The organism is Vibrio sp. QJM3NY_39, assembly GCF_057785895.1.
This window is the reverse complement of the sequence record NZ_CM173505.1, coordinates 19,868-46,644: the sequence shown is the minus strand read 5'-3', so window position 1 is coordinate 46,644 and position 26,777 is coordinate 19,868. Positions and strand designations below refer to the sequence as shown.

At 46.1% G+C, this 26,777-nt stretch carries 19 protein-coding genes, 5 tRNA genes, 3 rRNA genes and 1 riboswitch; of the genes, 6 read left to right on the top strand and 21 right to left on the bottom strand.

What is annotated here, in order from left to right; genetic code table 11:
* Nucleotides 1–8 precede the first annotated feature (8 nt).
* From bufB to AC3CHU_RS00205, 3 genes are read left to right on the top strand one after another with little or no spacing between them, the layout of a single operon-like run.
* Complete coding sequence (bufB, locus tag AC3CHU_RS00215; RefSeq protein ID WP_488524923.1) at nucleotides 9–869, top strand: MNIO family bufferin maturase; 861 nt, start codon at nucleotides 9–11, stop codon at nucleotides 867–869.
* Entirely contained in the window at nucleotides 866–1,633 is a 768-nt protein-coding gene (locus tag AC3CHU_RS00210; protein WP_488524922.1) for an HvfC/BufC N-terminal domain-containing protein, read from the top strand. The genes bufB and AC3CHU_RS00210 overlap by 4 nt, the downstream gene beginning before the upstream one ends.
* Nucleotide 1,634: 1 nt before the next feature.
* Nucleotides 1,635–2,093 carry a DoxX family protein gene (locus AC3CHU_RS00205; RefSeq protein WP_488524921.1) on the top strand — a complete coding sequence of 153 codons (459 nt, stop codon included), beginning with the start codon at nucleotides 1,635–1,637 and terminating at the stop codon, nucleotides 2,091–2,093.
* Nucleotides 2,094–2,161: 68 nt separating this feature from the next.
* Here AC3CHU_RS00205 and tsrA read toward each other — a convergent pair whose 3' ends face one another.
* Complete coding sequence (tsrA, locus tag AC3CHU_RS00200) at nucleotides 2,162–2,443, bottom strand: H-NS-like global regulator TsrA (protein WP_016787602.1); 282 nt, start codon at nucleotides 2,441–2,443, stop codon at nucleotides 2,162–2,164.
* Nucleotides 2,444–2,545: 102 nt separating this feature from the next.
* A complete protein-coding gene (locus AC3CHU_RS00195; RefSeq protein ID WP_229634799.1) occupies nucleotides 2,546–3,745 on the bottom strand; it encodes a multidrug effflux MFS transporter in 1,200 nt (399 codons plus the stop codon).
* Nucleotides 3,746–3,846: 101 nt separating this feature from the next.
* Between AC3CHU_RS00195 and AC3CHU_RS00190 the strand changes: the two genes are divergently transcribed.
* Nucleotides 3,847–4,788 (top strand): LysR substrate-binding domain-containing protein, encoded by a 942-nt coding sequence (locus AC3CHU_RS00190; RefSeq protein WP_017061320.1) that lies wholly within the window; start codon nucleotides 3,847–3,849, stop codon nucleotides 4,786–4,788.
* A gap of 122 nt (nucleotides 4,789–4,910) precedes the next feature.
* Nucleotides 4,911–6,701: an aminopeptidase P family protein gene (locus AC3CHU_RS00185; RefSeq protein WP_371728507.1), complete on the top strand. Its 1,791-nt coding sequence runs from the start codon at nucleotides 4,911–4,913 to the stop codon at nucleotides 6,699–6,701.
* 149 nt (nucleotides 6,702–6,850) lie between these two features.
* Here the strand turns inward: AC3CHU_RS00185 and thiH are convergent, their stop codons facing one another.
* From thiH to AC3CHU_RS00090, 19 genes are all read right to left on the bottom strand, one after another.
* A complete protein-coding gene (gene thiH, locus AC3CHU_RS00180; protein ID WP_065679807.1) occupies nucleotides 6,851–7,978 on the bottom strand; it encodes a 2-iminoacetate synthase ThiH in 1,128 nt (375 codons plus the stop codon).
* A 7-nt stretch (nucleotides 7,979–7,985) separates the two neighbouring features.
* Nucleotides 7,986–8,750: a thiazole synthase gene (locus AC3CHU_RS00175; protein WP_488524920.1), complete on the bottom strand. Its 765-nt coding sequence runs from the start codon at nucleotides 8,748–8,750 to the stop codon at nucleotides 7,986–7,988.
* 2 nt (nucleotides 8,751–8,752) lie between these two features.
* Complete coding sequence (gene thiS, locus AC3CHU_RS00170) at nucleotides 8,753–8,962, bottom strand: sulfur carrier protein ThiS (protein WP_004736660.1); 210 nt, start codon at nucleotides 8,960–8,962, stop codon at nucleotides 8,753–8,755.
* Complete coding sequence (locus tag AC3CHU_RS00165; RefSeq protein WP_488524919.1) at nucleotides 8,959–9,741, bottom strand: HesA/MoeB/ThiF family protein; 783 nt, start codon at nucleotides 9,739–9,741, stop codon at nucleotides 8,959–8,961. Before AC3CHU_RS00165 ends, thiS begins: the two co-directional genes overlap by 4 nt.
* The gene (locus AC3CHU_RS00160; RefSeq protein WP_488524918.1) at nucleotides 9,731–11,023 is read right to left on the bottom strand and encodes a thiamine phosphate synthase; all 1,293 of its coding nucleotides are present in this window, start codon (nucleotides 11,021–11,023) and stop codon (nucleotides 9,731–9,733) included. The genes AC3CHU_RS00165 and AC3CHU_RS00160 overlap by 11 nt, the downstream gene beginning before the upstream one ends.
* Nucleotides 11,023–12,972 carry a phosphomethylpyrimidine synthase ThiC gene (gene thiC / locus AC3CHU_RS00155; RefSeq protein WP_488524917.1) on the bottom strand — a complete coding sequence of 650 codons (1,950 nt, stop codon included), beginning with the start codon at nucleotides 12,970–12,972 and terminating at the stop codon, nucleotides 11,023–11,025. The genes AC3CHU_RS00160 and thiC overlap by 1 nt, the downstream gene beginning before the upstream one ends.
* Nucleotides 12,973–13,101: 129 nt before the next feature.
* A riboswitch (TPP riboswitch) is annotated at nucleotides 13,102–13,200 on the bottom strand.
* Between the two features lie 62 nt (nucleotides 13,201–13,262).
* Nucleotides 13,263–13,646, bottom strand: a complete 384-nt coding sequence (crcB, locus tag AC3CHU_RS00150) for a fluoride efflux transporter CrcB (protein ID WP_004736665.1) — start codon at nucleotides 13,644–13,646, stop codon at nucleotides 13,263–13,265.
* 101 nt (nucleotides 13,647–13,747) lie between these two features.
* Nucleotides 13,748–15,130, bottom strand: coding sequence for a multicopper oxidase family protein (locus AC3CHU_RS00145; protein WP_488524916.1), 1,383 nt, complete (start codon nucleotides 15,128–15,130; stop codon nucleotides 13,748–13,750).
* Between the two features lie 350 nt (nucleotides 15,131–15,480).
* Nucleotides 15,481–15,557, bottom strand: a tRNA-Trp gene (locus AC3CHU_RS00140).
* A gap of 60 nt (nucleotides 15,558–15,617) precedes the next feature.
* Nucleotides 15,618–15,694: transfer RNA gene (locus AC3CHU_RS00135), tRNA-Asp, on the bottom strand.
* A 67-nt stretch (nucleotides 15,695–15,761) separates the two neighbouring features.
* Nucleotides 15,762–15,877, bottom strand: a 5S ribosomal RNA gene (gene rrf / locus AC3CHU_RS00130).
* Between the two features lie 98 nt (nucleotides 15,878–15,975).
* A 23S ribosomal RNA gene (locus AC3CHU_RS00125) occupies nucleotides 15,976–18,869 on the bottom strand.
* A gap of 403 nt (nucleotides 18,870–19,272) precedes the next feature.
* Nucleotides 19,273–19,348, bottom strand: a tRNA-Val gene (locus AC3CHU_RS00120).
* Between the two features lie 32 nt (nucleotides 19,349–19,380).
* Nucleotides 19,381–19,456 (bottom strand) — tRNA-Lys (locus AC3CHU_RS00115).
* A 2-nt stretch (nucleotides 19,457–19,458) separates the two neighbouring features.
* A tRNA-Glu gene (locus tag AC3CHU_RS00110) sits at nucleotides 19,459–19,534 on the bottom strand.
* Nucleotides 19,535–19,625: 91 nt separating this feature from the next.
* Nucleotides 19,626–21,180, bottom strand: a 16S ribosomal RNA gene (locus AC3CHU_RS00105).
* The 16S, 23S and 5S rRNA genes sit together here with 5 tRNA genes alongside, the layout of an rRNA operon.
* A gap of 545 nt (nucleotides 21,181–21,725) precedes the next feature.
* On the bottom strand, nucleotides 21,726–22,253 hold the full coding sequence (gene hemG, locus AC3CHU_RS00100; protein ID WP_488524915.1) for a menaquinone-dependent protoporphyrinogen IX dehydrogenase: 528 nt from the start codon (nucleotides 22,251–22,253) through the stop codon (nucleotides 21,726–21,728).
* 9 nt (nucleotides 22,254–22,262) lie between these two features.
* The gene (locus AC3CHU_RS00095; RefSeq protein WP_010433127.1) at nucleotides 22,263–23,720 is read right to left on the bottom strand and encodes a TrkH family potassium uptake protein; all 1,458 of its coding nucleotides are present in this window, start codon (nucleotides 23,718–23,720) and stop codon (nucleotides 22,263–22,265) included.
* Between the two features lie 34 nt (nucleotides 23,721–23,754).
* A complete protein-coding gene (locus tag AC3CHU_RS00090) occupies nucleotides 23,755–24,378 on the bottom strand; it encodes a YigZ family protein (RefSeq protein ID WP_488524914.1) in 624 nt (207 codons plus the stop codon).
* Between the two features lie 227 nt (nucleotides 24,379–24,605).
* Here AC3CHU_RS00090 and fadB point away from each other — a divergent pair, with 227 nt between their 5' ends.
* Complete coding sequence (fadB, locus tag AC3CHU_RS00085; protein WP_017073802.1) at nucleotides 24,606–26,777, top strand: fatty acid oxidation complex subunit alpha FadB; 2,172 nt, start codon at nucleotides 24,606–24,608, stop codon at nucleotides 26,775–26,777.

Genomic DNA, 26,777 nt, shown 5'->3' with positions numbered 1-26,777 from the left:
GAATCGTTGTGACTCAAACTCTTCACCCCAACACAGGGGTTGGCCTTAGAACACCGCACTTGGACTTCTTTAGCCAAAACCCAACCTTAGTGAGTTGGTTAGAGGTGCACAGCGAGAACTACTTTTTAACTCAATCACCGCAACGTCAACAACTCAGGGAAATTCGTAACGCCCACAACATAAGTTGCCACGGTGTTGGGTTGTCTCTAGGTTCTGTTGAGCGCATCAACCCAAATCACTTACTGCAGTTAAAAGATCTGATTGATGATATCGAGCCGTTCTTGGTTTCTGACCACCTCAGCTGGAGTCAGACCGGCGGTCATTACTTCAATGACTTGCTACCGCTGCCTTACACAGAAGAAGCGTTAGAAGTCTTCTGTCACAATGTCATCGAGGTTCAAGACAGCTTGCAACGCCCGATGCTGATAGAGAACCCATCGAGTTACCTAGCCTTCAAGCATTCAACGATCCCAGAATGGGAGTTTTTAGCCGAGGTACAGAAGCGTACTGAGTGTCGCCTATTACTCGATTTCAATAATATTTTTGTCTCATCTTTTAATCATGGCTTCAGCAGTGAAGAGTACTTAAGCGGAATACCTGCAGACAAAGTGGAAGAGATTCACTTGGCAGGTTTTACCAAAAAGAAACTCGAACAAGGTGAGATCTGGATAGACACCCACAGTAAACCTGTCTGTGACGAAGTGTGGCAACTCTACACTGACTGGATAGCACAACATGGTTTGCGCCATACCTTGATTGAGTGGGATCTAGACATCCCAGAACCACAAATCTTATTGGCTGAAGCAACCAAAGCCAGTGATATCTTGTATCAACACGACAAGTTCAGCCAAAGGAGTCGCGCATCATGAGCCACTCCCTAGCTAATGTTCAATCGGAGTTTGCGAACGCCCTGCGCTATCAAAACAATGGTGAGCATTGCGACATCGTGAGCGACCATTTTACTGATGAGCAACGCATCCAGATTTACCGCAACAACTTTGTGATTAGCTTGAGCGAAGTACTGGCAGCAACCTACCCACTCACTGAAATGCTGGTTGGTGAAGAGTGCTTCCAACAGATGGCTCGTCAACATGTCTTAAGTTATCCATCAACCTCTGGTGATGTCAGCGGTTATGGGGAACACTTTGAACAGACTATCCATGCCTTTCCTGCTGTTATTGAGGCTGCACCTTATCTCACTGAAGTGGCTTTGTATGAATGGCAAAAAGATAGCTTGGTGAGATGCGTTTCAGAATCACATGTCGACCAACGTCCCCTTTCTTGTTTAGCTGATGTGCCACAAGAGCAACAAGGCGCTTTAGTATTTCATCTCAAAGGTTCAATAACGCTAGTCAATTCTCGCTATACGATGATCGCGCTTGAGCAAGCTATCTATCAGCAGCAACTCGACGGGTTAGACATCAACCAACCTGAATTTGGGGTGTTAATCCGAGCCGAGAATTCACAGATTGAGAGCCATCGTTTGACAGAAGAATGCCACCAACTATTAACTGAATTGCAATCGGGTCAAACACTCGCTGAGATTGCCCCTTCACTACTACAACACCTGAATACTGTTATGGCGCTTAACGTCATCTCAGGTTTTTCAATCGATGCCGAATTGGAGACATAATATGGATAACAACACAGTCACGAGCATGATGGCTCAATACGACAATTTGATTGAGAAATCACAGGCACTTTTTGTTCCAGTGCTTCTGCTATTTTGTCGCCTTTGGGTGGCATGGGTATTCTTTAATTCTGGGCTGACTAAAATAGCAACTTGGGATAGCACTCTGTACTTGTTTGAATTGGAATACCAAGTCCCACTGTTACCTTGGGAGTTAGCGGCCTATATGGGTACTGCCGCTGAATTGATTCTGCCAGTATTCTTAGCACTTGGTTTATTAACACGACCTATGGCTGCAGCACTATTCGTTTTCAATATCATGGCCGTCGTGTCATACCCTGTATTGTGGGCGCAAGGCTTCTACGATCATCAGCTTTGGGGATTAATGATTCTTATCGTCGTTGTATGGGGCGCAGGACCATTTTCATTGGATAGAATCTTGAAGAAGCAATTTAGCAACTAGTCCTCATCGCAAATCCAAAACGCAAAAAACCACTCAAATGAGTGGTTTTTTTTTTAACTGGTGAAAAACTACTTGCTCAGAAAAGCTTGTAATTCCTCAGCTGAAATACCTTGCTCTGCCAGCTCTTTTGCTAGTAGCTGAACTTGTTCACCTTTACGAGATTCAACCACGCGTTGAAATTGGTAAATGATATCTCGCAAAGTGTCGATTGGAACTTGTTTTGCCGCACTGCGAATACGCTCTTCACTTTGGTTTCCTAGCTCTTTAAGCAATTTACCAAACATGACCTTTTCAGGTGCATCTTCCATTTGTTCTAAGATGCGCGCCATTTCGTAGGTTGTTAATGACATTACAGTATTTTCCGTTGGGGACTAACGTTTCAATGAGTGACAAATATACCATGTTTTAACGTTTCGCAAACCGCCATTTGTATATTTTGTCACCCTTGAGACTTATGCCTTAGCAAACGTCGTGTGCCACGACTTACCTGCTTTGCTCGCAAGTACTAACAATGCAGGAACAATAAGGAACATTTGCAGCGCAATCATCACTTGCGATGTCAAATCAAGACGCTGCATGGTACCAACCAGTAACCCTGAACCACTCATTTGGAACAAGCCAAGCAACGCAGCTGCGGTACCCGCACGGTCACCAAAAGGTTCCAGAGCTTTACCTGCGGCAGCACCCAGAATCCAAGCGAAGCCAACTGAAGATAGGAAAATCGGCAACATGAACGCGATCGCGCTTGCATGCTCAGCAAGTACCAACATAATGACGCCAGCCAGACCCAATGTTGAGATACCTACAACTAACGCCTTATATGTACCAAAACGGTCCATGAACTTCGGAGCAGTGAATGCAGCCGTGATGTTGATAACCGCGTTAATACCAAACCAGAAGGTAAATTCGTTCATCGTCAAACCTAGGTTTTCCATCAACACAACAGGTGCAGAGGTAACGTAAGCCAGGATTACTGCCATTGCCATCAAGCACAATGTCGCATGGAAGATGAATGATGGTGTTTTCAATACCGACCAGTAACGCTCAAGTTTGAACACCGCGACCTTTTCTGTCGCTGGATTAGACTCTTTCATTTGGAAAAACAAAATGGTGCCCACCACGACAGCGAACACAGCCATGAAGCTGAAGTTAGAGCGCCAGCCAAACTGTTGAGTCAACCAAGCACCAAGAATCGGCGCTAATGCAGGAATAAAGCAAATGGCGCCATTAAGGTAACTGATCATACGGCCACTCTTCTCAGGGCCAAATAGATCGCGAACCGTCGCAAAGGCTGCTACAGAAGTCGCACAAGCTCCTAAGCCTTGTAGCAGCCGAGCTATTAACATCATATCAATCGATTGAGCTGCCCACGCCAAGCAAGCACTCAATGCATAGATACTAACACCTCCCAATGCAACGGTTCGACGTCCTAGCTTATCAGCCAAAGGGCCTGCAAATAATTGCCCGACACCCATGGCGAATAAAAACCAAGTAATCGTATCTTGTGCTAGTGCATGTTCCACGTGAAACGCTGTTGAAATTTGTGGCAGAGCTGGAAGATAAATATCTATAGCCAGAGGGCTAAATAGAACCAGCATTGCCAATAAAGCAACCTGCAGTTTACTAGGGGTTGGAAGCGCGTTAGAAGGCACAAGATTCTCCGAATGAGTTAATTTAGGTGCATAATAACCAACTAAAGATATGAACAAAAATGGCATATACTCATTAGCATTATTCCAAATAGGAAACTCACATGAATATCGAGAAACTATCGCGCCTCGACCTCAATCTATTGGTTTGCTTACAGGTGCTGATGGAAGAGCTGAGTGTCACTCGCACCGCACACCGATTATGCTTGAGCCAATCAGCGGTGAGTAAGTCGCTAGCCAAGCTTCGTGAACAATTTAATGACCCCCTTTTTACGCGAAGTGCTCATGGCCTACGACCAACACCGAAAGCTGTTTTCCTTAAGCCTCGGTTAGAAACGTTGATCAACCAACTTGATGTTCTCACTCAGCCTGAGACATTCATTCCCAACAACAGCGACCACAGTTTTCATATTGCTGCCGTTGAGAGTGTTTACCCGCTGATTCTTCCGCACTTCTTACCGGCAATATTTCGACAAGCACCTAAGGTCAATATCAACACCCATGCTTGGACAGAACAAACCTTTAAGAAACTGCAACTTGGCGAACTAGATATCGGACTCACTGGCAAAGACATCGACATCAACGATGCGCGTTTAACTATGCTGCCGCCAGACGACATTTGCGAACAAGAGATCTACCGCGACGCACAGATGTGTGTGCTAAGACGCAACCACCCCGCTCTGAATGGTAAATGGGATTTGGAAACCTACCTTGCGCAGCGTCATGTACAAGTAAGGTGTGATGGTAACGACCGCTGGCTGCTCGACTACAAACTGGCTGATCTTGGCCATCAACGTGATATCGCTATTTCTGTTCCAGACTTCAATAGCGCCGCAAGCCTGTGTACTTACACCGACTTTGTGTTTACCGCACCAAGCCACTTTACTTACCTCGTCGCTAAGCAGCTCGACTTAGTGGTTGTTCCTTTGCCAATGGAATTCCCACCGATGGCATACACTTTGTTTTGGCACCGTGACAGAGAAAATGACCCAGCCTTAACTTGGTTGCGAGATATCATCAAAGAAAAAACTCTGCACCTTAGATAAAAATGGCGTACAGCGTTTGCAGCAAACGAACAAAAGCGCTAGCTTATTGACCTAATAAGTCCCCTCGCATGTATATCGACTGTGAGTGTTAACAAGGACCCTAACAATAAGGATAAACACAGATGCACAATATCACTGCTGAACGCGTTGCTGCAGTTCGAGCTTGGCTTGAAACAAACAACCTAGATGCCGTTATCATTCCACATGAAGACGAATATCTAGGTGAATACGTTCCCGCTCATAACGAGCGACTTCACTGGTTAACAGGTTTCACTGGCTCTGCAGGTGCCGCTGTTATCACTCGTGAAACTGCTGCTATTTTTGTAGATGGTCGCTACACCGTCCAGGTTCGTAAGCAGGTACCAGCAGAGTTATTTGAGTATCGCCACCTTATTGAAGAGCCGGCTTTAGATTGGATCATCAATTCATTGCCACAAGGCAGCAAGGTTGCCTTCGACCCACGCATGCACACTGCAGCTTGGTTGAAAGGTGCCCAAGCTAAACTAGCAGAGAAAGTTGAGTTAACGACACTCTCTTCTAATCCAATTGATGAACTTTGGTCTGATCGCCCTGAACCTGTCGTGTCTGATGTTCGCCTAATGGCAACAGACGCCGTTGGCCAATCAAGCGAGAGCAAACGCGCGGAGATTGCTGGCTTACTAAAAGCAAAAGGTGCGGACGCCGCTATCCTTACCGAGCTAGACTCAATCTGTTGGTTGCTTAACATTCGTGGTTTAGACGTATCTCGCCTACCTGTTGTATTGTCTAATGCAATCATTCACGCTGATGAAAGCGTCGATTTCTTCCTAGACCCAGCACGCATCCCAGCAGGCTTTGAAGCACACGTTGGTAATGGTATTCGAGTTTCTCACCCATCAGAGCTTGAAGTGCGCCTTCAGTCTTTAGAAGGTAACAATGTGTCTGTCGATTCAGGCACGAGTAATGCTTGGTACACGCTTGTTCTGCAAAACGCTGGCGCTCACATCATTGAAGCAGCAGACCCATGCCTAATGCCAAAAGCTGCTAAAAACGCAACTGAGATTGCAGGTATGAAAGCGTGTCACATTCGAGATGGCGTGGCGATGGCGAAATTCCTGTCTTGGATTGATGCAGAAGTCGCGCAAGGTAACCTGCACAACGAAGCTGTACTAGCAGACAAAGTACAATCATTCCGCGAGCAAGACCCGACGCTGATGGATCTAAGTTTTGACACCATTTCTGCGGCTGGCGGCAACGCTGCAATGTGTCACTACAACCATGAGAACCAACCTGAACCTGGTCAGCTAGAACTGAATACTCTGTACCTAGTCGATTCAGGCGGTCAGTACTTAGATGGTACAACCGACATCACTCGTACTATCGCGATTGGCCAACCAAGCGACGAAATGATTCAGCAGTTCACATTAGCGCTTAAAGGTCACATCGGCATTGCACGTGCGCGTTTCCCACAGGGTACTCGTGGTTTCCAACTGGATATCCTAGCGCGTCAGCACTTATGGGCAGAAGGCTTCGATTACGATCATGGTACTGGTCACGGTGTTGGTCACTTCCTAAGTGTTCATGAAGGCCCACAAAGCATCTCTAAGAAGCTTATCGACGTACCTCTTGTTGAAGGCATGGTGTTATCAAACGAGCCGGGTTACTACCGTGCTGATGAGTTTGGTATCCGTATCGAGAACCTAGAATTGGTAGTTGAGCTTCCAACTCAAGGTGATTTCTCAGTACTAACGTTTGAGTCGCTAACTCGTTGCCCTATCGATAAGCGCAACATCAATGTTGATTTGCTAACACGACCTGAACTGGCGTGGCTGAACGACTACCATCAGAAGGTATGGAACGACGTTAGCCCATTAGTTGAAGGTGATACATTGGAATGGTTACGCCAATCGACAACTCCATTGGCTCACGCTTAATGCTTCGCTAAGCGCTTAACTGAACCAACGAACTTGCTCGGTTAATAAGTTAAATAGCAAATAGCAAAACGGCTACCCAAGGGTAGCCGTTTTTATTTGCCTGTATCATTACATCGATGTTTCACGTGGAACATCAACCAATATGTTGATTAACCAGAATAGGCACTGTGCCAGTCTCGCCACACCGGGTCGAAACCACGCTGACGAATCATCGACTCGACATCAGCAGCACTTCTCTCATCACTGATCTCAAACTGCTCAAGCTCTTCTTCACCCGAAGCATAACCACCAGGTTGGGTTTTAGAAGCCGCAGACATACTCGTGATCCCCAATGGCAACACATTGTCGCGAAAGGTTGCCGATTCGCGAGTAGAAAGGGATAGCTCGACCTCAGGATTCAAGAGTCGATATGCGCAGATAAGCTGAACCAATTGTTTGTCGTTCATGACTGATTTAGGCTGTAATCCTCCACTAGAGTCTCCACCCTCACACGGACGAAGACGCGGGAATGAAATTGAATAGCGAGTCTGCCAATAAGTGCGCTCTAGGTAATCTAAGTGAGCAGCAACAAAAAAGCAGTCGGTTCGCCAATCTTCCAAACCAATCAAGGCACCAATCCCTATCTTATCGATCCCCGCCTTTGCCAAGCGATCAGGGGTTTCAAGACGATATTCAAAATCCATTTTATTACCACGTAGATGATGCTCAGCGTAGGTCCTTGGTTGATAGGTCTCTTGATAAACCATCACCGCATCTAAACCGAGCGTTTTAAGTTCTGCGTAATCTTGTTGGTCAAGCGGCTGCACTTCCATCGCGAGGTAGTTGAATTGCTTTTTGATATTCGGCAACACCTGTCGAAAGTAATTCATCCCGACCTTAGTTTCATGTTCACCGGTGACCAACAAAACGCTATCGAACTTCATCTTTTTGATAGCCGCACTTTCGGCATCAATTTCATCCAAAGTAAGCGTGCGGCGCTTGATACGGTTCTCCATTGAGAAGCCACAATACGTGCACGCGTTAGCGCACAGGTTAGATAGGTACAAAGGAATATAAAGCGACATTGTATTGCCAAATCGCTTACGAGTTAGCGCCAACGATTGTTGTGCCATCTGCTCTAAGTAAGGTTCTGCCGCCGGAGAGATCAGAGCCTTAAAGTCTTCTAAGTCACGTTTGGGTTTACTCAGAGCACGTTCAACATCCGCTGCCGTTTTACTGAAGATAGACATACCAATGTCATCCCAGTTGAGCTGTTTAAATCGATCAACAAACGTCATAGCACTGCTACTCGTCTAGGAATGAAGTTAACGGGCTTGAAGCAACCGCGTGAGATACTTTTCCTGCAAGTCCAGCAAGGTAAGCCATACGCCCCGCTTCAACTGCCAACTTAAACGCAATTGCCATTTCAACCGGCTGTTGAGAAGCAGCAATTGCGGTATTCACTAACACTGCGTCTGCGCCCATTTCCATTGCACGTGCAGCATGTGATGGCGCGCCAATGCCCGCATCAACAATCACAGGGACATTCGCTTGGTCGATAATGATCTCTAAGAAGTCTGCAGACGCAATACCCTTATTTGAACCAATAGGCGCACCCAACGGCATAACTGCAGCGCAACCCACCTCTTCCAAGCGTTTACACAATACTGGATCGGCATGGCAGTAAGGCAACACAACAAAACCATCTTTAACCAGTTGCTCAGCAGCTTTAAGCGTCTCAATTGGGTCTGGCATCAAGTACTTTGGATCTGGGTGAATTTCCAGTTTAAGCCAGTTTGTGCCTAGCGCTTCACGAGCCAAATGCGCAGCAAAGACGGCATCTTTTGCACTCTTCGCCCCAGAGGTATTCGGTAGCAAGTTCACGCCAGCATCAATGATTGGTTGTAAAATGTCGTCTTGCTCAGAGCGAATATCGACTCTCTTCAACGCCATGGTTGCCAGTTGCGAACCTGAAGCTTCAATAGCACTCGCCATCAAATGCTTGTTTGCGAACTTGCCGGTTCCAGTGAAGAGTCGTGATTGAAACGTTTTATCAGCGATAGTTAACATGGTTAGCCTCCTGCAATAGCTTGGAAAAGAGAAATAGCATCGCCTTCATTGACGACAGTTTGTTGCCACTGGCTGCGCGGGACAACCGCATTATTGATTGCAAATACACAACCCAGATCAGGGAGTGATAAAGCGTGGATAATGTCCGCTAGAGACGACAAGTGCGCGACCTGCTCTGGTTGCTCGTTTATAGAAATAGTTATGTGGCTCATTGTGCTTCTTCTTCTAGATGTTGGATCGCCGTTGTGTTGCAAACCGGACATTCGCTATCTTGCGTGACCATTAGGTTTTGCCAGTTCATGGTCTGGCCATCGAACAGCTTTAGCTGATGCGTTGCGACTTTAAACTCGCCACCACTAATACGTTGAATAGCAGCCAAAGCTTGAAGGTTACCTATGGTGCCAACAACCGGGCCTATGATGCCGCTATCACTACAACGAGTCGTTTGTGGATGATGACTGAACGGGAACAAACAGTGATAGCACCCTTTCTGATTCTCATAATCAAATACAATAAACTGGCCTTTCCAACCGATTGCAGATCCAGAAATCAAAGGTGTATTGCTGCCGAAACACGCTTGGTTAACCTGCTGGCGTGACGTAAAGTTGTCAGTACAATCCAACACCAAATCAGCGAGCATCACTTCAAGTTCAAGCTGACTGTCACTCATTCGCTGATTGATGGTTCTAACTTGACTGCGACTATTGAGCTCAGTCAGTTGTTGCTTCATAGCTTCGACTTTAGGCGAACCTAACTGACTTTCTTTGAACGCGACCTGTCGTTGCAGGTTAGACGAATCCACACAGTCATCATCAACCAACACGATCTTTCCGACACCCGAAGCCGCAAGGTAAAGAGCGGCAGCATTGCCTAAGCCACCACAACCAATCACTAACACATGGCTGTTTAATAGATTTCGTTGCCCTTGCTCACCGACTTCAGGTAATGCAATTTGTCGTTGATAACGAATAAACTCAAAATCACTCAGCATAGCTAGGCTCCTGCGCAACCTCTTCACCAATATTTGAAGGTTTAGGCGTCATCAGTTTTTCAAAAAACTCGATCACCTTTTTGGGGTCTTCCGCTAATGTAATCGCACGAACAACCGCCAAACTCGACACCCCACAATCCCACACCTGCTCAGCTGTTGATTGGTCAATACCACCAATAGCAACCGTCGGATAACCGATGAGTTGTTCTGTGTATGGGATAGTATCAATCAGCTGTTGATACAGAGATAAACGAACTAAACCCTGAGGCTTTGATGGCATCTGTTTAGTTGATGTTGGGAAGATGTGGCCTAGCGCAATATAGCTTGGGTTAATCTGAACAATGCGTAGCAACTCGTAATAGCCATGAGTCGATAACCCAATCTTTATACCCGCAAAGCTCAACTGTGAGAGGTTTGATTCTTCAATATCCTCTTGCCCTAAATGAACACCAAAAGCGTCATGCTTGAGTGCAAGCTTCCAGTAATCATTGATAAAAACTTGAGCGTTATACTCACGACCAAGATCGATAGATCGTGCGACTTGTTGTTCTAAATCCGCTTGCTGTGGGTTTTTAATACGTAGCTGAACAGTGTTGATGCCAAGCTTGAGCAACCTTTCGATCCACTCAGCATCATCAACCACTGGGTATAGCCCTAGGCTACTCTTACTCAATTCAGGGAACGAAAGTGATGTTCCCTGGTGAGCCCAACCAACACTAATATCCAGTCGCTCATCTTCCAGAACTGGGATCGGAAAGTTTTGATAGCTTGCTGGCCATGTTCCACGTGAAACATTAAATGCTGCGCGAGCTAAAACCAGTGCGTCTTCTAATGGAAATTCCAGCGCCAACAAAGTAAGTAACCAAGCAAAATGGCCACGATTATCTAACTCCTGATGAGCTGTAGTTTCACTCTTGATGACACGATTAGCATCTAGGTGAGACCAGATATCCATTACAGATGAATCATCTGAGACACCTATATAGATAGTGTTTGGAGATTGTGTAAAGGCACCACAAACGTCAGTTAGTGCGACTGAATTACTGTAATCAACAACATGGTTCAGTTCCGCTAACTTACACTCCGCCAATGAATCAACATCATGAGCAAAGCCAATAGATAACGTCTGCTGAATATCAACGACAGAGAAGTATTGAGCTGGGCTTACACCCAACTCAACTGCACCGGTTGCCAAGCCTTGTCGCTTAGCAACCAATAGACAGTTTTGAACCTCCCCCGTTAACTCGATGTCTTGAGATGGGATGAGAATCTTCACTGTCATTATTCCTCTAATTGAGCTTCTTTTACGCCCACAGCTGGGTGGTAAAGTTCAGAGCCAGTATCACGGAACTCTTGTGATTTCTGACGCATCCCTTCCAACGGGTTATCTAGCATCTTAATCTCGATAGCCTGATCCGCGGCTACTTGTTCGGTGTCTTTCGCATACTCTCGAACTTCTTGAGAAATCTTCATCGAGCAGAATTTAGGTCCACACATTGAGCAGAAGTGAGCAACCTTGCCCGACTCTTGTGGCAGAGTTTCATCATGGAAAGAACGCGCGGTTTCAGGATCTAAAGCTAGATTGAATTGGTCTTCCCAACGGAATTCAAAACGTGCCTTTGATAATGCATTATCTCGGATTTGTGCGCCCGGATGTCCTTTAGCGAGGTCCGCTGCGTGTGCTGCTAGCTTGTAAGTAATCAAGCCAGTCTTCACATCTTCTTTATTTGGTAAGCCTAGGTGCTCTTTAGGGGTGACATAACAGAGCATCGCACAGCCGTACCAACCAATCATGGCCGCGCCAATACCAGAGGTAATATGGTCGTAACCAGGGGCAATATCTGTCGTCAATGGGCCTAAAGTATAGAAAGGCGCTTCATGGCAGTGCTCTAACTGCTCGTCCATATTCTCTTTAATCAGGTGCATTGGTACATGTCCAGGGCCTTCAATGATCACCTGAACATCATATTCCCAAGCCACTTTAGTCAACTCACCTAGAGTACGTAACTCCGAGAATTGAGCCTCATCATTAGCATCTGCAATTGAGCCCGGGCGTAAACCGTCACCTAATGACAGAGCAACATCGTACTTCGCACAGATCTCACAGATCTCACGGAAGTGGGTATAAAGGAAACTTTCTTGGTGATGAGCAAGACACCATTTCGCGATGATGGAACCGCCACGAGAGACAATACCAGTCACACGCTTAGCGGTCATAGGAACGTAGCGAAGCAACAAGCCAGCATGAATAGTGAAGTAATCAACACCCTGCTCTGCTTGTTCAATCAAGGTATCGCGCATCACTTCCCAGTTAAGGTCTTCGGCAACGCCATTCACTTTTTCAAGCGCTTGATACATAGGAACCGTACCAATTGGTACTGGGCTATTACGTAGGATCCATTCGCGAGTCTCGTGAATATTACGACCAGTAGAAAGATCCATCACGGTATCGCCACCCCAGCGAGTCGACCAGACTAGCTTCTCAACTTCTTCTTCAATCGAAGAGCTTACTGAAGAGTTACCGATATTGGCGTTCACCTTCACTAAAAAGTTTCTACCAATAATCATCGGTTCTGATTCTGGGTGGTTGATGTTTGAAGGGATAATAGCTCGACCTTCAGCAACCTCTTTACGCACGAACTCAGGAGTAATTTCTTTCGGCAGGTTTGCACCAAAGTTATGGCCAGGGTGTTGATGGTTAAGCTGCTCATCAGCGAACTTCTGACGTCCCATGTTCTCACGTATGGCAATGTACTCCATTTCAGGTGTGATAATACCCTGACGAGCATAGTGCAGTTGAGTAACACATTGGTTGTCTGTCGCGCGACGAATTCTAGGCAGGTTGCCGTAGCGAAGGTCGTCTAGAGTTTCATCTTCTAAACGTTCTTTGGTGTAAACAGAGCTTACGTCGTCTAACAGTTCCGTATCACCACGCTCTTCAATCCATTGCTCTCGCAACTTAGGAAGACCGCTATACAGGTCTATTTGATGTGTAGGGTCTGTGTAAACACCTGAGGTATCGTAAACTTGAATGGGTACATTAGGTTCGAATACAGGCTCTTTTTTGGTACCACCAACAAGGCTATCAGCGAGTGATATTTCTCGGACAGGGACTTGAATGTCCTCTCGAGATCCTTGGATGTAAGCTTTTTTTGAGTTTGGATAGGGTTGTACGGATAAAGAATCAATGAAATTCTTCGCTTCCAGTCTTGCTTGTTTACGAGTCGACATAGCATTTTTCCTTGGCTTTTAGCCATTATTTATAGGGATAAAAATGCTTGACGGATTAGATGCTACAAGAGGGATCACGGTAAGAAATACAGTTGTGATCTGGAGATAGATCTCTAGAAGGATTCTAGTTAGATATCTACTCTTGTTCCCTTCGCAGGTATTAGCCTGATCAGGTTCAACGGATCCCGAGTTAACGGTCTCAGCCATATGGCACTCCGACAAGTTCGATCGAGTATATAAAAACGGCTTGGATAAACCAAGCCGAGTTGTTAACAAATCGTAAGAAAGTTTTAAGACTTTATCAAAAGTTGGAAGCCGATCCATGCGGCTGAAATACTGAGTACCACGTTGAGTAGCACATTGAGTCCCATCTTAAAGAAAGCGCCCTGCTGCATAAGAAGTACGTTATCCATAGAAAACGTAGAAAATGTAGTCAGTGCTCCTAGGAAACCAAGACCGATGATTTGTCTCCACGGTTCCGTCGCGACCATCTCGTTTTCAAACGCGGCGATGAGCAATCCCATAATCAAAGAGCCAATCACGTTAACAGTCAACGTACCGTAAGGAAAACCACGTCCTAACATCACAACGCATAACTCTGAAATCAAGTAACGTGAACAAGCACCAAACGCGCCACCGATGGCGATAAAACCTAGAATAGATAACTGACCCATTGAATCCTCCCAAACAATAATCCCTATATTCTAGCTTTAACGCCGATAAAAGCGAGGGTAGAAACTAAGAATGCATGCGCAAATATTAAACGTTACAGGTGTCACTTAACTTCAATGTATCCCATTAAACCCGTTTTCATGTGTTCTATAACATGACAGTGGTACATCCAGCGGCCAGGGTTATCTGCAACAAATGCAGCTTTAGCTCGGCCGTTTTTTCCAAGTAACACTGTATCGGTATGGAAAGGCTCTTCAACTTTCTTCCCATCAAGTTCCAATACAGTGAATGTATGACCGTGAATATGGATCGGGTGATGGTATTGGGTGACGTTCTTTAGATCGAATATGTAAGTCTTACCTAACTCTAAAGTCGTCAACGGCTCAGGAATATTGTCTTTGCTCATCCCTTCCCATGCTCTTTTATTAGTAAGCCAAAACTTAGGCATCGATTTCCCATCTTTAGAAACTGGTGATACCGCACCTTCCCACTCGAACACAAAATCGATCTCTTCAGCATTAGCAAGATCTAGATTAGGTACCGGGTTAAGAGGTAACAATGGCAATAAACGCCCTTCAGTAAGGGGGGAATCTACTACCTCGAACTCACATAAAGAGAAAGGAAAGCGGCCCTTCATTTGAAGAACATTAACTCGCTCGCCTACTTTGGGCGCTATCAGTCCAATATCCACGCGCATCCCTGGGCCGATTTTATGTTGAGTCAGTTTATATGGCGTCTTTACAGGATTACCATCAATGGCAATCACCCATGCCTCAGCCCCTTCGACAGCAATAGGATAAGTGATCGTATTATCGACATTCGCGATACGCAGTCGAGTCGTTGCATGCTGCTTTAATTGGTATACAGGTTCATGAACACCATTGACGCTACTCCACTCTCCTGGAGTACCCATACGAGCACTGAGTCGTGGGATCATTAAATCTTTCCATTGACCCTGCTTGTCGATGTGCCAATGCTTAAGCATCAATGCGTGTTCTTCATCGAACCGTACTGGATTGCTCTCTTCTACGATAATAAGACCAACTAAGCCCATACCAAGCTGCTTCACGCTATTCATGTGTGGGTGATACCAAAACGTACCGGCATCTGGTGGCGTAAACTCATAAATGAATGTTTCACCTGGCATGATTGGTGGCTGACTTAAGAAGGGAACCCCATCCATTTCGATAGGAATTCTTAAACCATGCCAATGAATAGTCGTCGGCTCTGATAGCTTATTCGTAAAGCGGATCGTGACCTTTTCACCCTGTCGACATCGAATCGTCGGAGCAGGGATCTGTCCATTAAAGGCTAAAACATTGGTATTAAACCCCGTCACCAACTCAGCTGTTGAAGGTTCTGCAGTTAAGTCATAAACATACTTTCCTTGCTCATCAACTGACCGGTTAATTGAGCAAGCGGGTAGAACAGTGAGTGCTGATATAGCGAGAGATGATTGAATAAACTTACGACGGGAGATATCCATATTTGTTGCCTTTTAGTAATAACGACCAAAATGTAACAAAATATTGAGAATAATTCTCATAAAGAAGTGGGGATTGTGCTGTTGATTGTTTATAAAAGAGGCTGGGATAAGTAAGCACTTACACTTTTAAGGCTAGGTTTTATTAAAAGCAGGAATTATCGACTAAAAATCGAACAAATATAAAGTGAAAAAACAGAACTTCTGCTGAGGCATTGATATGGCAGGGTGGAGGTTTCGACTCCCAACAAGCTCTATTTTGGTAAGTCGGAGAATCCGCTGCTTTGCTAATGGCGTATATATTAGATTCAGAAAGCAAAAAGGCTCTAGCATTTCTGCTAGAGCCTTAAATATGGCAGGGGTGGAGAGATTCGAACTCCCAACACGCGGATTTGGAATCCGCTGCTCTGCCAATTGGAGCTACACCCCTAAAACTTTTTACTACGTCAGATTCGAAAAAACCTCGCACTAGGCGAGGTTATCGAATAAGTGGCGGAGTGGACGGGACTCGAACCCGCGACCCCCGGCGTGACAGGCCGGTATTCTAACCAACTGAACTACCACTCCGCAGTGGTCAACTCACTAAGTGAGCGTCCATATCCCCAGGTCGGTCAACCTAAAGATTTAATTTAAAGCCTGGCGATGTCCTACTCTCACATGGGGAAACCCCACACTACCATCGGCGCTATTGTGTTTCACTTCTGAGTTCGGCATGGAATCAGGTGGGTCCACAATGCTATGGTCGCCAAGCAAATTTTAAAATTCGGAAAGCTTATCTAAAAGTTATTTCTCTTCAAACGCATTCAAGGTCTGGTACTTCTGAGTCCACAAAACCCCTTGGGTGTTGTATGGTTAAGCCTCACGGGCAATTAGTACAGGTTAGCTCAATGCCTCGCAGCACTTACACACCCTGCCTATCAACGTCGTAGTCTACGACAACCCTTTAGGACACTTATAGTGCCAGGGAAAACTCATCTCAAGGCTCGCTTCCCGCTTAGATGCTTTCAGCGGTTATCGATTCCGAACTTAGCTACCGGGCAATGCCATTGGCATGACAACCCGAACACCAGAGGTTCGTCCACTCCGGTCCTCTCGTACTAGGAGCAGCCCCTTTCAATTTTCCAACGCCCACGGCAGATAGGGACCGAACTGTCTCACGACGTTCTAAACCCAGCTCGCGTACCACTTTAAATGGCGAACAGCCATACCCTTGGGACCGACTTCAGCCCCAGGATGTGATGAGCCGACATCGAGGTGCCAAACACCGCCGTCGATATGAACTCTTGGGCGGTATCAGCCTGTTATCCCCGGAGTACCTTTTATCCGTTGAGCGATGGCCCTTCCATTCAGAACCACCGGATCACTATGACCTGCTTTCGCACCTGCTCGAATTGTCATTCTCGCAGTCAAGCGGGCTTATGCCATTGCACTAACCACACGATGTCCAACCGTGTTTAGCCCACCTTCGTGCTCCTCCGTTACTCTTTGGGAGGAGACCGCCCCAGTCAAACTACCCACCAGGCACTGTCCGTAATCCCGATTCAGGGACCAACGTTAGAACATCAAAACTACAAGGGTGGTATTTCAAGGACGACTCCACCACATCTAGCGACGCGGTTTCATAGTCTCCCACCTATCCTACACATGTAGGTTCAATGTTCAGTGCCAAGCTGTAGTAAAGGTTCACGGGGTCTTTCCGTCTAGCCGCGGGTACACTGCATCTTCACAGCGATTTCAATTTCACTGAGTCTCGGGTGGAGACAGCGTGGCCATCATTACGCCATTCGTGCAGGTCGGAACTTACCCGACAAGGAATTTCGCTACCTTAGGACCGTTATAGTTACGGCCGCCGTTTACCGGGGCTTCGATCAAGAGCTTCGACCGAAGTCTAACCCCATCAATTAACCTTCCGGCACCGGGCAGGCGTCACACCGTATACGTCATCTTACGATTTTGCACAGTGCTGTGTTTTTAATAAACAGTTGCAGCCACCTGGTATCTGCGACTCTCGTCTGCTCCATCCGCAAGGGACTTCACTGATAAGAGCGTACCTTCTCCCGAAGTTACGGTACCATTTTGCCTAGTTCCTTCACCCGAGTTCTCTCAAGCGCCTTGGTATTCTCTACCCGACCACCTGTGTCGGTTTGGGGTACGATTCCTTACAATCTGAAGCTTAGAGGCTTTTCCTGGAAGCATGGCATCAATGACTTCACTACCGTAGTAGCTCGACATCGTATCTCAGCGTTAATGAAAGTCCGGATTTACCTAAACTTTCCGCCTACGTACTTGAACCTGGACAACCGTCGCCAGGCCCACCTAGCCTTCTCCGTCCCCCCATCGCAATTGTAAGAAGTACGGGAATATTAACCCGTTTCCCATCGACTACGCCTTTCGGCCTCGCCTTAGGAGTCGACTTACCCTGCCCCGATTAACGTTGGACAGGAACCCTTGGTCTTCCGGCGAGGGAGTTTTTCACTCCCTTTATCGTTACTCATGTCAGCATTCGCACTTCTGATACCTCCAGCATGCCTTACAGCACACCTTCAACGGCTTACAGAACGCTCCCCTACCCCACATACCCTAAGGTACGTAGCCGCAGCTTCGGTGTATAGCTTAGCCCCGTTACATCTTCCGCGCAGGCCGACTCGACCAGTGAGCTATTACGCTTTCTTTAAATGATGGCTGCTTCTAAGCCAACATCCTGGCTGTCTGAGCCTTCCCACATCGTTTCCCACTTAGCTATACTTTGGGACCTTAGCTGGCGGTCTGGGTTGTTTCCCTCTCCACGACGGACGTTAGCACCCGCCGTGTGTCTCCCGGATAGTACTTACTGGTATTCGGAGTTTGCAAAGGGTTGGTAAGTCGGGATGACCCCCTAGCCTTAACAGTGCTCTACCCCCAGTAGTATTCGTCCGAGGCGCTACCTAAATAGCTTTCGGGGAGAACCAGCTATCTCCAGGTTTGATTGGCCTTTCACCCCTAGCCACAAGTCATCCGCTAATTTTTCAACATTAGTCGGTTCGGTCCTCCAGTTGATGTTACTCAACCTTCAACCTGCCCATGGCTAGATCACCTGGTTTCGGGTCTAATCCTAGCAACTGTACGCCCAGTTAAGACTCGGTTTCCCTACGGCTCCCCTAAACGGTTAACCTTGCTACTAAAATTAAGTCGCTGACCCATTATACAAAAGGTACGCAGTCACACCACGAAGGTGCTCCTACTGCTTGTACGTACACGGTTTCAGGTTCTATTTCACTCCCCTCACAGGGGTTCTTTTCGCCTTTCCCTCACGGTACTGGTTCACTATCGGTCAGTCAGTAGTATTTAGCCTTGGAGGATGGTCCCCCCATATTCAGACAGGATATCACGTGTCCCGCCCTACTCGTTTTCACTGATTATGAGATGTCGACTACGGGGCTATCACCCTTTACTGCGGCACTTTCCAGAGCCTTCGTCTGTCTCATTAAAAGCTTAAGGGCTAATCCAATTTCGCTCGCCGCTACTTTCGGAATCTCGGTTGATTTCTCTTCCTCGGGGTACTTAGATGTTTCAGTTCCCCCGGTTTGCCTCCTGTTGCTATGTATTCACAACAGGATACTTGCTTATGCAAGTGGGTTTCCCCATTCAGGAATCCCAGACTCAAAAGGTTATTACTACCTAATCTGGGCTTATCGCAAGTTATTACGCCTTTCATCGCCTCTGACTGCCAAGGCATCCACCGTGTACGCTTAGTCACTTAACCATACAACCCGAAAGGGTTTCTATTTGCTTTCACTTTAAAAAGTGAAGGCAAATAAGCGTATGGCAACTAACCAAGGTTTTTGGTTGTCATCAAGAAGGGTTAATTCTTGATGACTGTTTGCCGGACTCAATTGTGAATCAAACTAAAGTTTGATTCGAATACAAGACACTTGAATGTGTTTGTTGTGTTTATCTAATGAAAGATAAACATTGAGAACTTTTAAATTTGATTGAATTACTCGTAAGTAATCAATCAGTCAGCTTTCCAAATTGTTAAAGAGCATGAGACTTTAAGAACCAGTGTTCTAAAATTCACATTTTCTAAAGACTCTCAGGGTCAAACATACCAACCAACGACAAAAGAAGTGGTTTGGATATGAATATAACCAAGAATTTTTAGAGAATGGTGGGCGATACCGGGCTCGAACCAGTGACCCCCTGCTTGTAAGGCAGGTGCTCTCCCAACTGAGCTAATCGCCCACGATAGTTTTAATTCCTTCGCGGAGAAAGAATGGTGGGTCGTGCAGGATTCGAACCTGCGACCAATTGATTAAAAGTCAACTGCTCTACCAACTGAGCTAACGACCCAATGGTATCCCGTAGGGGAGTCGAACCCCTGTTACCGCCGTGAAAGGGCGGTGTCCTAGGCCTCTAGACGAACGGGACACTGGATATTGAAGAACTTGGGAGTTCTTCGTCTCTTTACTTTTCTAAACCTAATCAATCTGTGTGGACACTCATTGTAAGTATCTTCGTATAAGGAGGTGATCCAGCCCCAGGTTCCCCTAGGGCTACCTTGTTACGACTTCACCCCAGTCATGAACCACAAAGTGGTGAGCGTCCTCCCCGAAAGGTTAAACTACCCACTTCTTTTGCAGCCCACTCCCATGGTGTGACGGGCGGTGTGTACAAGGCCCGGGAACGTATTCACCGTGACATTCTGATTCACGATTACTAGCGATTCCGACTTCATGGAGTCGAGTTGCAGACTCCAATCCGGACTACGACGCACTTTTTGGGATTCGCTCACTATCGCTAGCTTGCTGCCCTCTGTATGCGCCATTGTAGCACGTGTGTAGCCCTACTCGTAAGGGCCATGATGACTTGACGTCGTCCCCACCTTCCTCCGGTTTATCACCGGCAGTCTCCCTGGAGTTCCCGACATTACTCGCTGGCAAACAAGGATAAGGGTTGCGCTCGTTGCGGGACTTAACCCAACATTTCACAACACGAGCTGACGACAGCCATGCAGCACCTGTCTCAGAGCTCCCGAAGGCACACCTGCGTCTCCGCTGGCTTCTCTGGATGTCAAGAGTAGGTAAGGTTCTTCGCGTTGCATCGAATTAAACCACATGCTCCACCGCTTGTGCGGGCCCCCGTCAATTCATTTGAGTTTTAATCTTGCGACCGTACTCCCCAGGCGGTCTACTTAACGCGTTAGCTCCGAAAGCCACGGCTCAAGGCCACAACCTCCAAGTAGACATCGTTTACGGCGTGGACTACCAGGGTATCTAATCCTGTTTGCTCCCCACGCTTTCGCATCTGAGTGTCAGTGTCTGTCCAGGGGGCCGCCTTCGCCACTGGTATTCCTTCAGATCTCTACGCATTTCACCGCTACACCTGAAATTCTACCCCCCTCTACAGCACTCTAGTTCACCAGTTTCAAATGCAGTTCCGAGGTTGAGCCCCGGGCTTTCACATCTGACTTAATGAACCACCTGCATGCGCTTTACGCCCAGTAATTCCGATTAACGCTCGCACCCTCCGTATTACCGCGGCTGCTGGCACGGAGTTAGCCGGTGCTTCTTCTGTTGTTAACGTCAAGATATGCAGCTATTAACTACACACCCTTCCTCACAACTGAAAGTACTTTACAACCCGAAGGCCTTCTTCATACACGCGGCATGGCTGCATCAGGCTTTCGCCCATTGTGCAATATTCCCCACTGCTGCCTCCCGTAGGAGTCTGGACCGTGTCTCAGTTCCAGTGTGGCTGATCATCCTCTCAGACCAGCTAGGGATCGTCGCCTTGGTGAGCCATTACCTCACCAACTAGCTAATCCCACCTAGGCATATCTTGACGCGAGAGGCCCGAAGGTCCCCCTCTTTGGCCCGTAGGCATTATGCGGTATTAGCCATCGTTTCCAATGGTTATCCCCCACATCAAGGCAATTTCCTAGGCATTACTCACCCGTCCGCCGCTCGACGCCCATTAACGCACCCGAAGGATTGTTAGTGTCGTTTCCGCTCGACTTGCATGTGTTAGGCCTGCCGCCAGCGTTCAATCTGAGCCATGATCAAACTCTTCAATTTAAGATTTTGTGACTCAACGAATACTGACTTCAAAACTAATATTCATTCGAAAATGAACATGTAATTCTAAAGCTATTACCATTCCAACAGAATGGTAATGAATTGACTGTGCCAAAATTAAGTAAACTTAATTTTGTATTGGTCACTCAGTTCATTGAAATCAAGTTTGTTACCGAAGTAACTGTTACTACGCTCTTTCGAAAAAGAACAAATAACGTTTTGATATTCATCAACGAGTGCCCACACAGATTGATAGGTTTAAATTGTTAAAGAGCTTTTCCTTTTTGAGCTTCGCTCAAATCGGACGGCCATTTTAGCGATTTAAGTTTTAGTGTCAACCACTATTTTCAAAACTTTTTTCAAGCGCTTAGCTTGGCTAATTTGACCTGTTGATTCGTTTTGGTTTCTTACGAAGCCTTCCCGTTTCAACGAGGTCGCATTATAGAGATTTCGATCACACTGGCAAGCCCTTTTTGAAGTTTTTCTCGTTTTTTTATTCGTTCGATTAAAAAGAGCACAAAACGCCTCAAAAGTAGGCTTTTCTCTTACATCTCTTGCAGTTTCTTAGAGAATAAAGAGACTTTTTCCCAGTTTGTGTACTCGACTTCCTTGGTTGTATCCGTTTCGCCACCTGTCATATTCATAATGAAGCGAATCATGGTTTTATCGAACCAGTTATAACGTGGGTAATATAGGGCACCCGCGAATACACCGATTAACGTCGGCTGCCACGGAGACTTTATAAGAAACTTCTTAATGTAAGCGCTACCTTCTGGGGTATCTTTACCTTGGTCTTCTTTACGAGCCGTTAAGTTAACGCAGAAGAAAGCGACCTTGTTTGATTGCAGCTGAGCAAGATTGGCATCAATAAACTGGTATAGCTTCTTATTAAGGTGGCCGTAACGAATAGATGCACCAATCAAAACTCGGTCGTACTGAGCAAAGTCGACATTATTAACAGTGTGCAGATCTTGAAGCTCACATTCGAACTCATTCATTTCTTCTTTTATATAGTTCAAGATTTTCTTGGTCTGCCCTTCACGGCTTGAATACAAAAATAGAGCTTTTGCCACAATATGTCCTTAGCTACGCCAAAACGTAGGGGTCAATAAAATTAATAAGGTGAATATTTCTAAACGGCCAAACAACATAGACACGATCAATACCCACTTGGCTTTGTCATTAACATCGCCAAAGTGCATCGCAACCTCGCCAAGACCAGGACCAAGGTTATTCAATGTTGCCGCCACGGCAGAGAAAGCACTGAGCTCATCCATCCCCGTAGCAATAAGAGCCAACATACAAACCACAAAAACCAATGCGTATGCAGAGAAGAAGCCCCAAACCGCATCCACGACACGTTGTGGTAGTGCCGAACCACCAACCTTGATGGTATAGACAGCTCGCGGGTGAACAAGACGCTTCATTTCACGAGCACCTTGTAAAGTAAGCAATAAGATTCGAATGACTTTCATACCACCGCCCGTTGAACCTGCACAGCCACCTATAAAAGAAGAGAACAGAAGCAGTACAGGTAAGAATAACGGCCACTCAGAAAAACCGGTGGTGGTGAAGCCTGCGGTTGTTGAAATAGATACTGTCTGGAACAGCGCTTGATCGAAAGCATCGTAATACGAATCGTAAGAGTGATGATTAAGTAGCAATAAGAAACAAACTAAGAACAGTACAACTTGAATAAAGATAAAGGCGCGAAACTCAGGATCTTTCCAATAATACTTAGGATGCACACCACCTGAAGCAAATGCCGCAAAGTGAAGTGAATAGTTACATGCTGATATAAGGAGGAACACGACCGTAATCATGTTGATAGCAGGACTATTGAAATAGCCCATGCTCGCATCGTGAGTCGAGAAGCCACCAATCGCAATCGTAGAGAAGCTATGACTGATAGCATCAAAGAAGCTCATGCCTGCAAGCCAAAACGCCACGGCACAGGCAATAGTTAAACTCAGGTAGATATACCAAAGTGCTTTCGCAGTTTCAGCAATACGCGGAGTCATCTTACTGTCTTTGACTGGGCCTGGGATTTCAGCTCGATATAACTGCATACCACCGATACCGAGAACAGGAAGGATGGCGACCGCCAATACGATGATACCCATACCACCGAACCATTGCAGGAACTGGCGGTAAAATAGAATTGCCTTAGGTAGGTCATCGAGGCCAACAATAACTGTTGCACCTGTAGTTGTTAATGCAGAAAACGATTCGAAGAAAGCATCGGTAACCGAAACGTTCGGGTTATCGGCGATCAAAAACGGCAATGCGCCCGCACTGCCGATTACCGTCCAAAACAACACAACAATAAGAAAGCCATCACGCGCTTTCAACTCATGTTTATATCGTCGGTTGGGAAACCAACAAGTTGCCCCACAGAATAATAGAACGAAAAAAGTCGTCACAAATGGCACACCCGCACCATCTCTATAGATAAGTGCGACGAGCGCAGGTGCGAGCATTGATACACTAAAAAGTGCTAATAATAATCCGACGATTCGAATAATTGAGCGAAATTGCATGAGCTATTGAACGAAGCGAAATGCTTCAAACTTCCTAGTTGTCTTTAACTTTCGTTACCAGTGCCTTGGCACCGCTTTTATTGATCATGGTCTGAGTAAACGAATCTACCTGCAGGAGCTCTATCTCAATGATAAGCTCAACTTGAACACCATAATCCGCTTGGACCTCAACAGCCTGATGCTGAGCCATAATAGATTGTGCAATTGGCACGAAGCTATAGTCTAACTCTAGCCGTAATTTTGTGGTTATTTTTTTCTCGATAGTTTGAAGCAGCTTGAGAGCTTGTTGTACTCCTCCACCGTAAGCCTTAACCAAACCACCCGTTCCGAGCTTGATTCCACCTGAATAGCGAGTGACTACAGCCGTTAACTCGCCAACACCCGAACCAGACAGTTGCGCCAAGATAGGCTTTCCAGCAGTACCCGAGGGTTCGCCATCATCACTAAAGCCCCACTTCATCGAGTCTTCAGGTCGCCCTGCAGCAAAGCCCCAACAGTTATGTCGCGCTGAAGAATGCTCTTTTTTTACCTGCTCTACGAACTGTTTAGCAACTTCTACACTTGGTGTATGAGCAAGCTGAGTAATGAAGACGCTCTTCTTTATCTCTTCTTCAAACAGAGCCGATGCTGACGGTATTAAATAGGGCTGTTCATTCATATCGTTGACTTAATTATTAAGAACGGCGAAGTGTATCACGCGTGAATAATAACGGTTAGAGGATCTGTGCTATCGCACAATGTTAAACAATTGTTTAAAAAATGTATTGAAATTAATCAGGCAGAGGTACAGACTAAGATAACTGGTCTTACCAGGTATTCTACAATAATAGAAAGATAACAAGATTCTCTCAAACAATCGTGGATTGTATGTCATGGAGATAGACAATGATTTACCAAGCTAACACCCTACAGGTAAAGGAATTACAAGATGGTATCGCTGAACTAAGCTTCTGCGCGCCGGCCTCTGTAAACAAACTCGACCTCGCTACTTTAGAATCACTAGACAAAGCGTTAGATGCTCTTAATGCTCACGCAGGATTACGTGGTTTAATCTTAACTTCAAACAAAGACGCGTTCATTGTAGGCGCAGACATCACTGAATTTCTTGGCCTATTTGCTAAGCCAGAAGCAGAACTTGATGAATGGTTAAGATTCGCTAATTCAATCTTTAGTAAGCTCGAAGATCTTCCTGTACCAACTCTTTCAATGATGCGTGGCCATGCTCTTGGCGGTGGCTGTGAATGCGTACTCGCAACGGACTTCCGTATTGGTGACAAAACCACCAGCATAGGTCTACCAGAAACAAAACTGGGTATCATGCCTGGCTTTGGCGGTTGTGTGCGCCTACCTCGTGTTATAGGTGCAGACAGCGCAATGGAAATTATCACGCAAGGCAAAGCATGCCGCGCAGATGAAGCGCTTAAGATTGGCTTGTTAGATGCGATTGTTGATACAGACAAACTATTAGAGTCAGCGATTAATACTGTTTCACTGGCTGCAAATGAAAAAATCGATTGGCAGCTACGTCGTAAACAAAAAACATCAGCGCTATCACTGAGTAAGTTAGAAGCAATGATGAGCTTTACCATGGCTAAAGGCCTTGTAGCTCAAAAAGCAGGCCCTCATTACCCAGCGCCAATTACTTCAGTTATTGCTATTGAAGAAGCAGCACGTAGCGATCGCGATGCGGCATTAGACATCGAACGTAAACATTTCGTTAAACTAGCGAAATCAGAAGAAGCAAAAGCTCTTGTTGGCTTATTCCTTAATGACCAATACATTAAAGGCTTAGCAAAACAGGCTGGTAAATCTGCAAATAAAGCAACTGAGCGTGCTGCCGTACTCGGTGCTGGCATCATGGGTGGCGGTATTGCTTACCAATCTGCGCTGAAAGGCGTGCCAGTAATGATGAAAGACATCGCACAGGCGTCTCTTGATCTTGGTATGAACGAAGCATCTAAGCTATTGAATAAACGTTTATCACGCGGTCGCCTAGATGGATTCAAGATGGCAGGTATTCTGTCTTCGATTACTCCAAGCTTGCATTATGCTGGTGTTGAACAATCTGATGTGATTGTGGAAGCGGTTGTAGAAAACCCGAAAGTAAAAGCAGCAGTACTGAGTGAAGTTGAAGGCCTAGTTGGTGAAGACACGGTTCTAACATCAAATACCTCAACGATTCCGATCAACCTGCTGGCGAAATCTTTAAAGCGCCCAGAAAACTTCTGTGGCATGCACTTCTTTAACCCAGTACACCGCATGCCTTTGGTTGAGATCATCCGTGGCGAGCATACTTCAGAAGAAACTATTAATCGCGTAGTTGCTTACGCAGCGAAAATGGGCAAATCCCCAATCGTTGTTAATGACTGCCCTGGCTTCTTCGTAAACCGTGTACTTTTCCCTTACTTTGGCGGTTTCAGCATGTTGCTACGCGACGGTGCTGATTTCACTAAAATAGATAAAGTAATGGAACGTAAGTTCGGTTGGCCAATGGGCCCTGCGTACCTGCTAGACGTTGTTGGTTTAGACACTGCACACCATGCACAAGCAGTAATGGCGCAAGGTTTCCCTGAGCGTATGGGTAAAGAAGGTCGTGATGCGATTGACGCGCTTTACATCGCTGAAAAATACGGTCAGAAGAACGGTAGTGGTTTCTACACATACAGCGTAGACAAACGCGGTCGTCCTAAGAAAACTTTCTCAGAAGACATTCTTCCTATCCTGGCTGATGTATGCCAACAGCCACAAGACTTTGATGACCAGACCATTATCCAGCGTGTGATGATTCCAATGATCAACGAAGTGGTGCTTTGTTTAGAAGAAGGCATCATTGCTACACCGCAAGAAGCGGATATGGCATTGGTTTACGGTTTAGGCTTCCCTCCATTCAGAGGCGGCGTATTCCGCTACTTAGACAGTGTGGGTATTGGTAACTTCGTTGAAATGGCGAAGAACTACCAAGACTTAGGTGCAATGTACCAAGTTCCTCAACTATTGCTTGATATGGCAGCGAAAGGCGAAAGCTTTTACGACGGCCAACAAGCCAGTTCTCTGTAG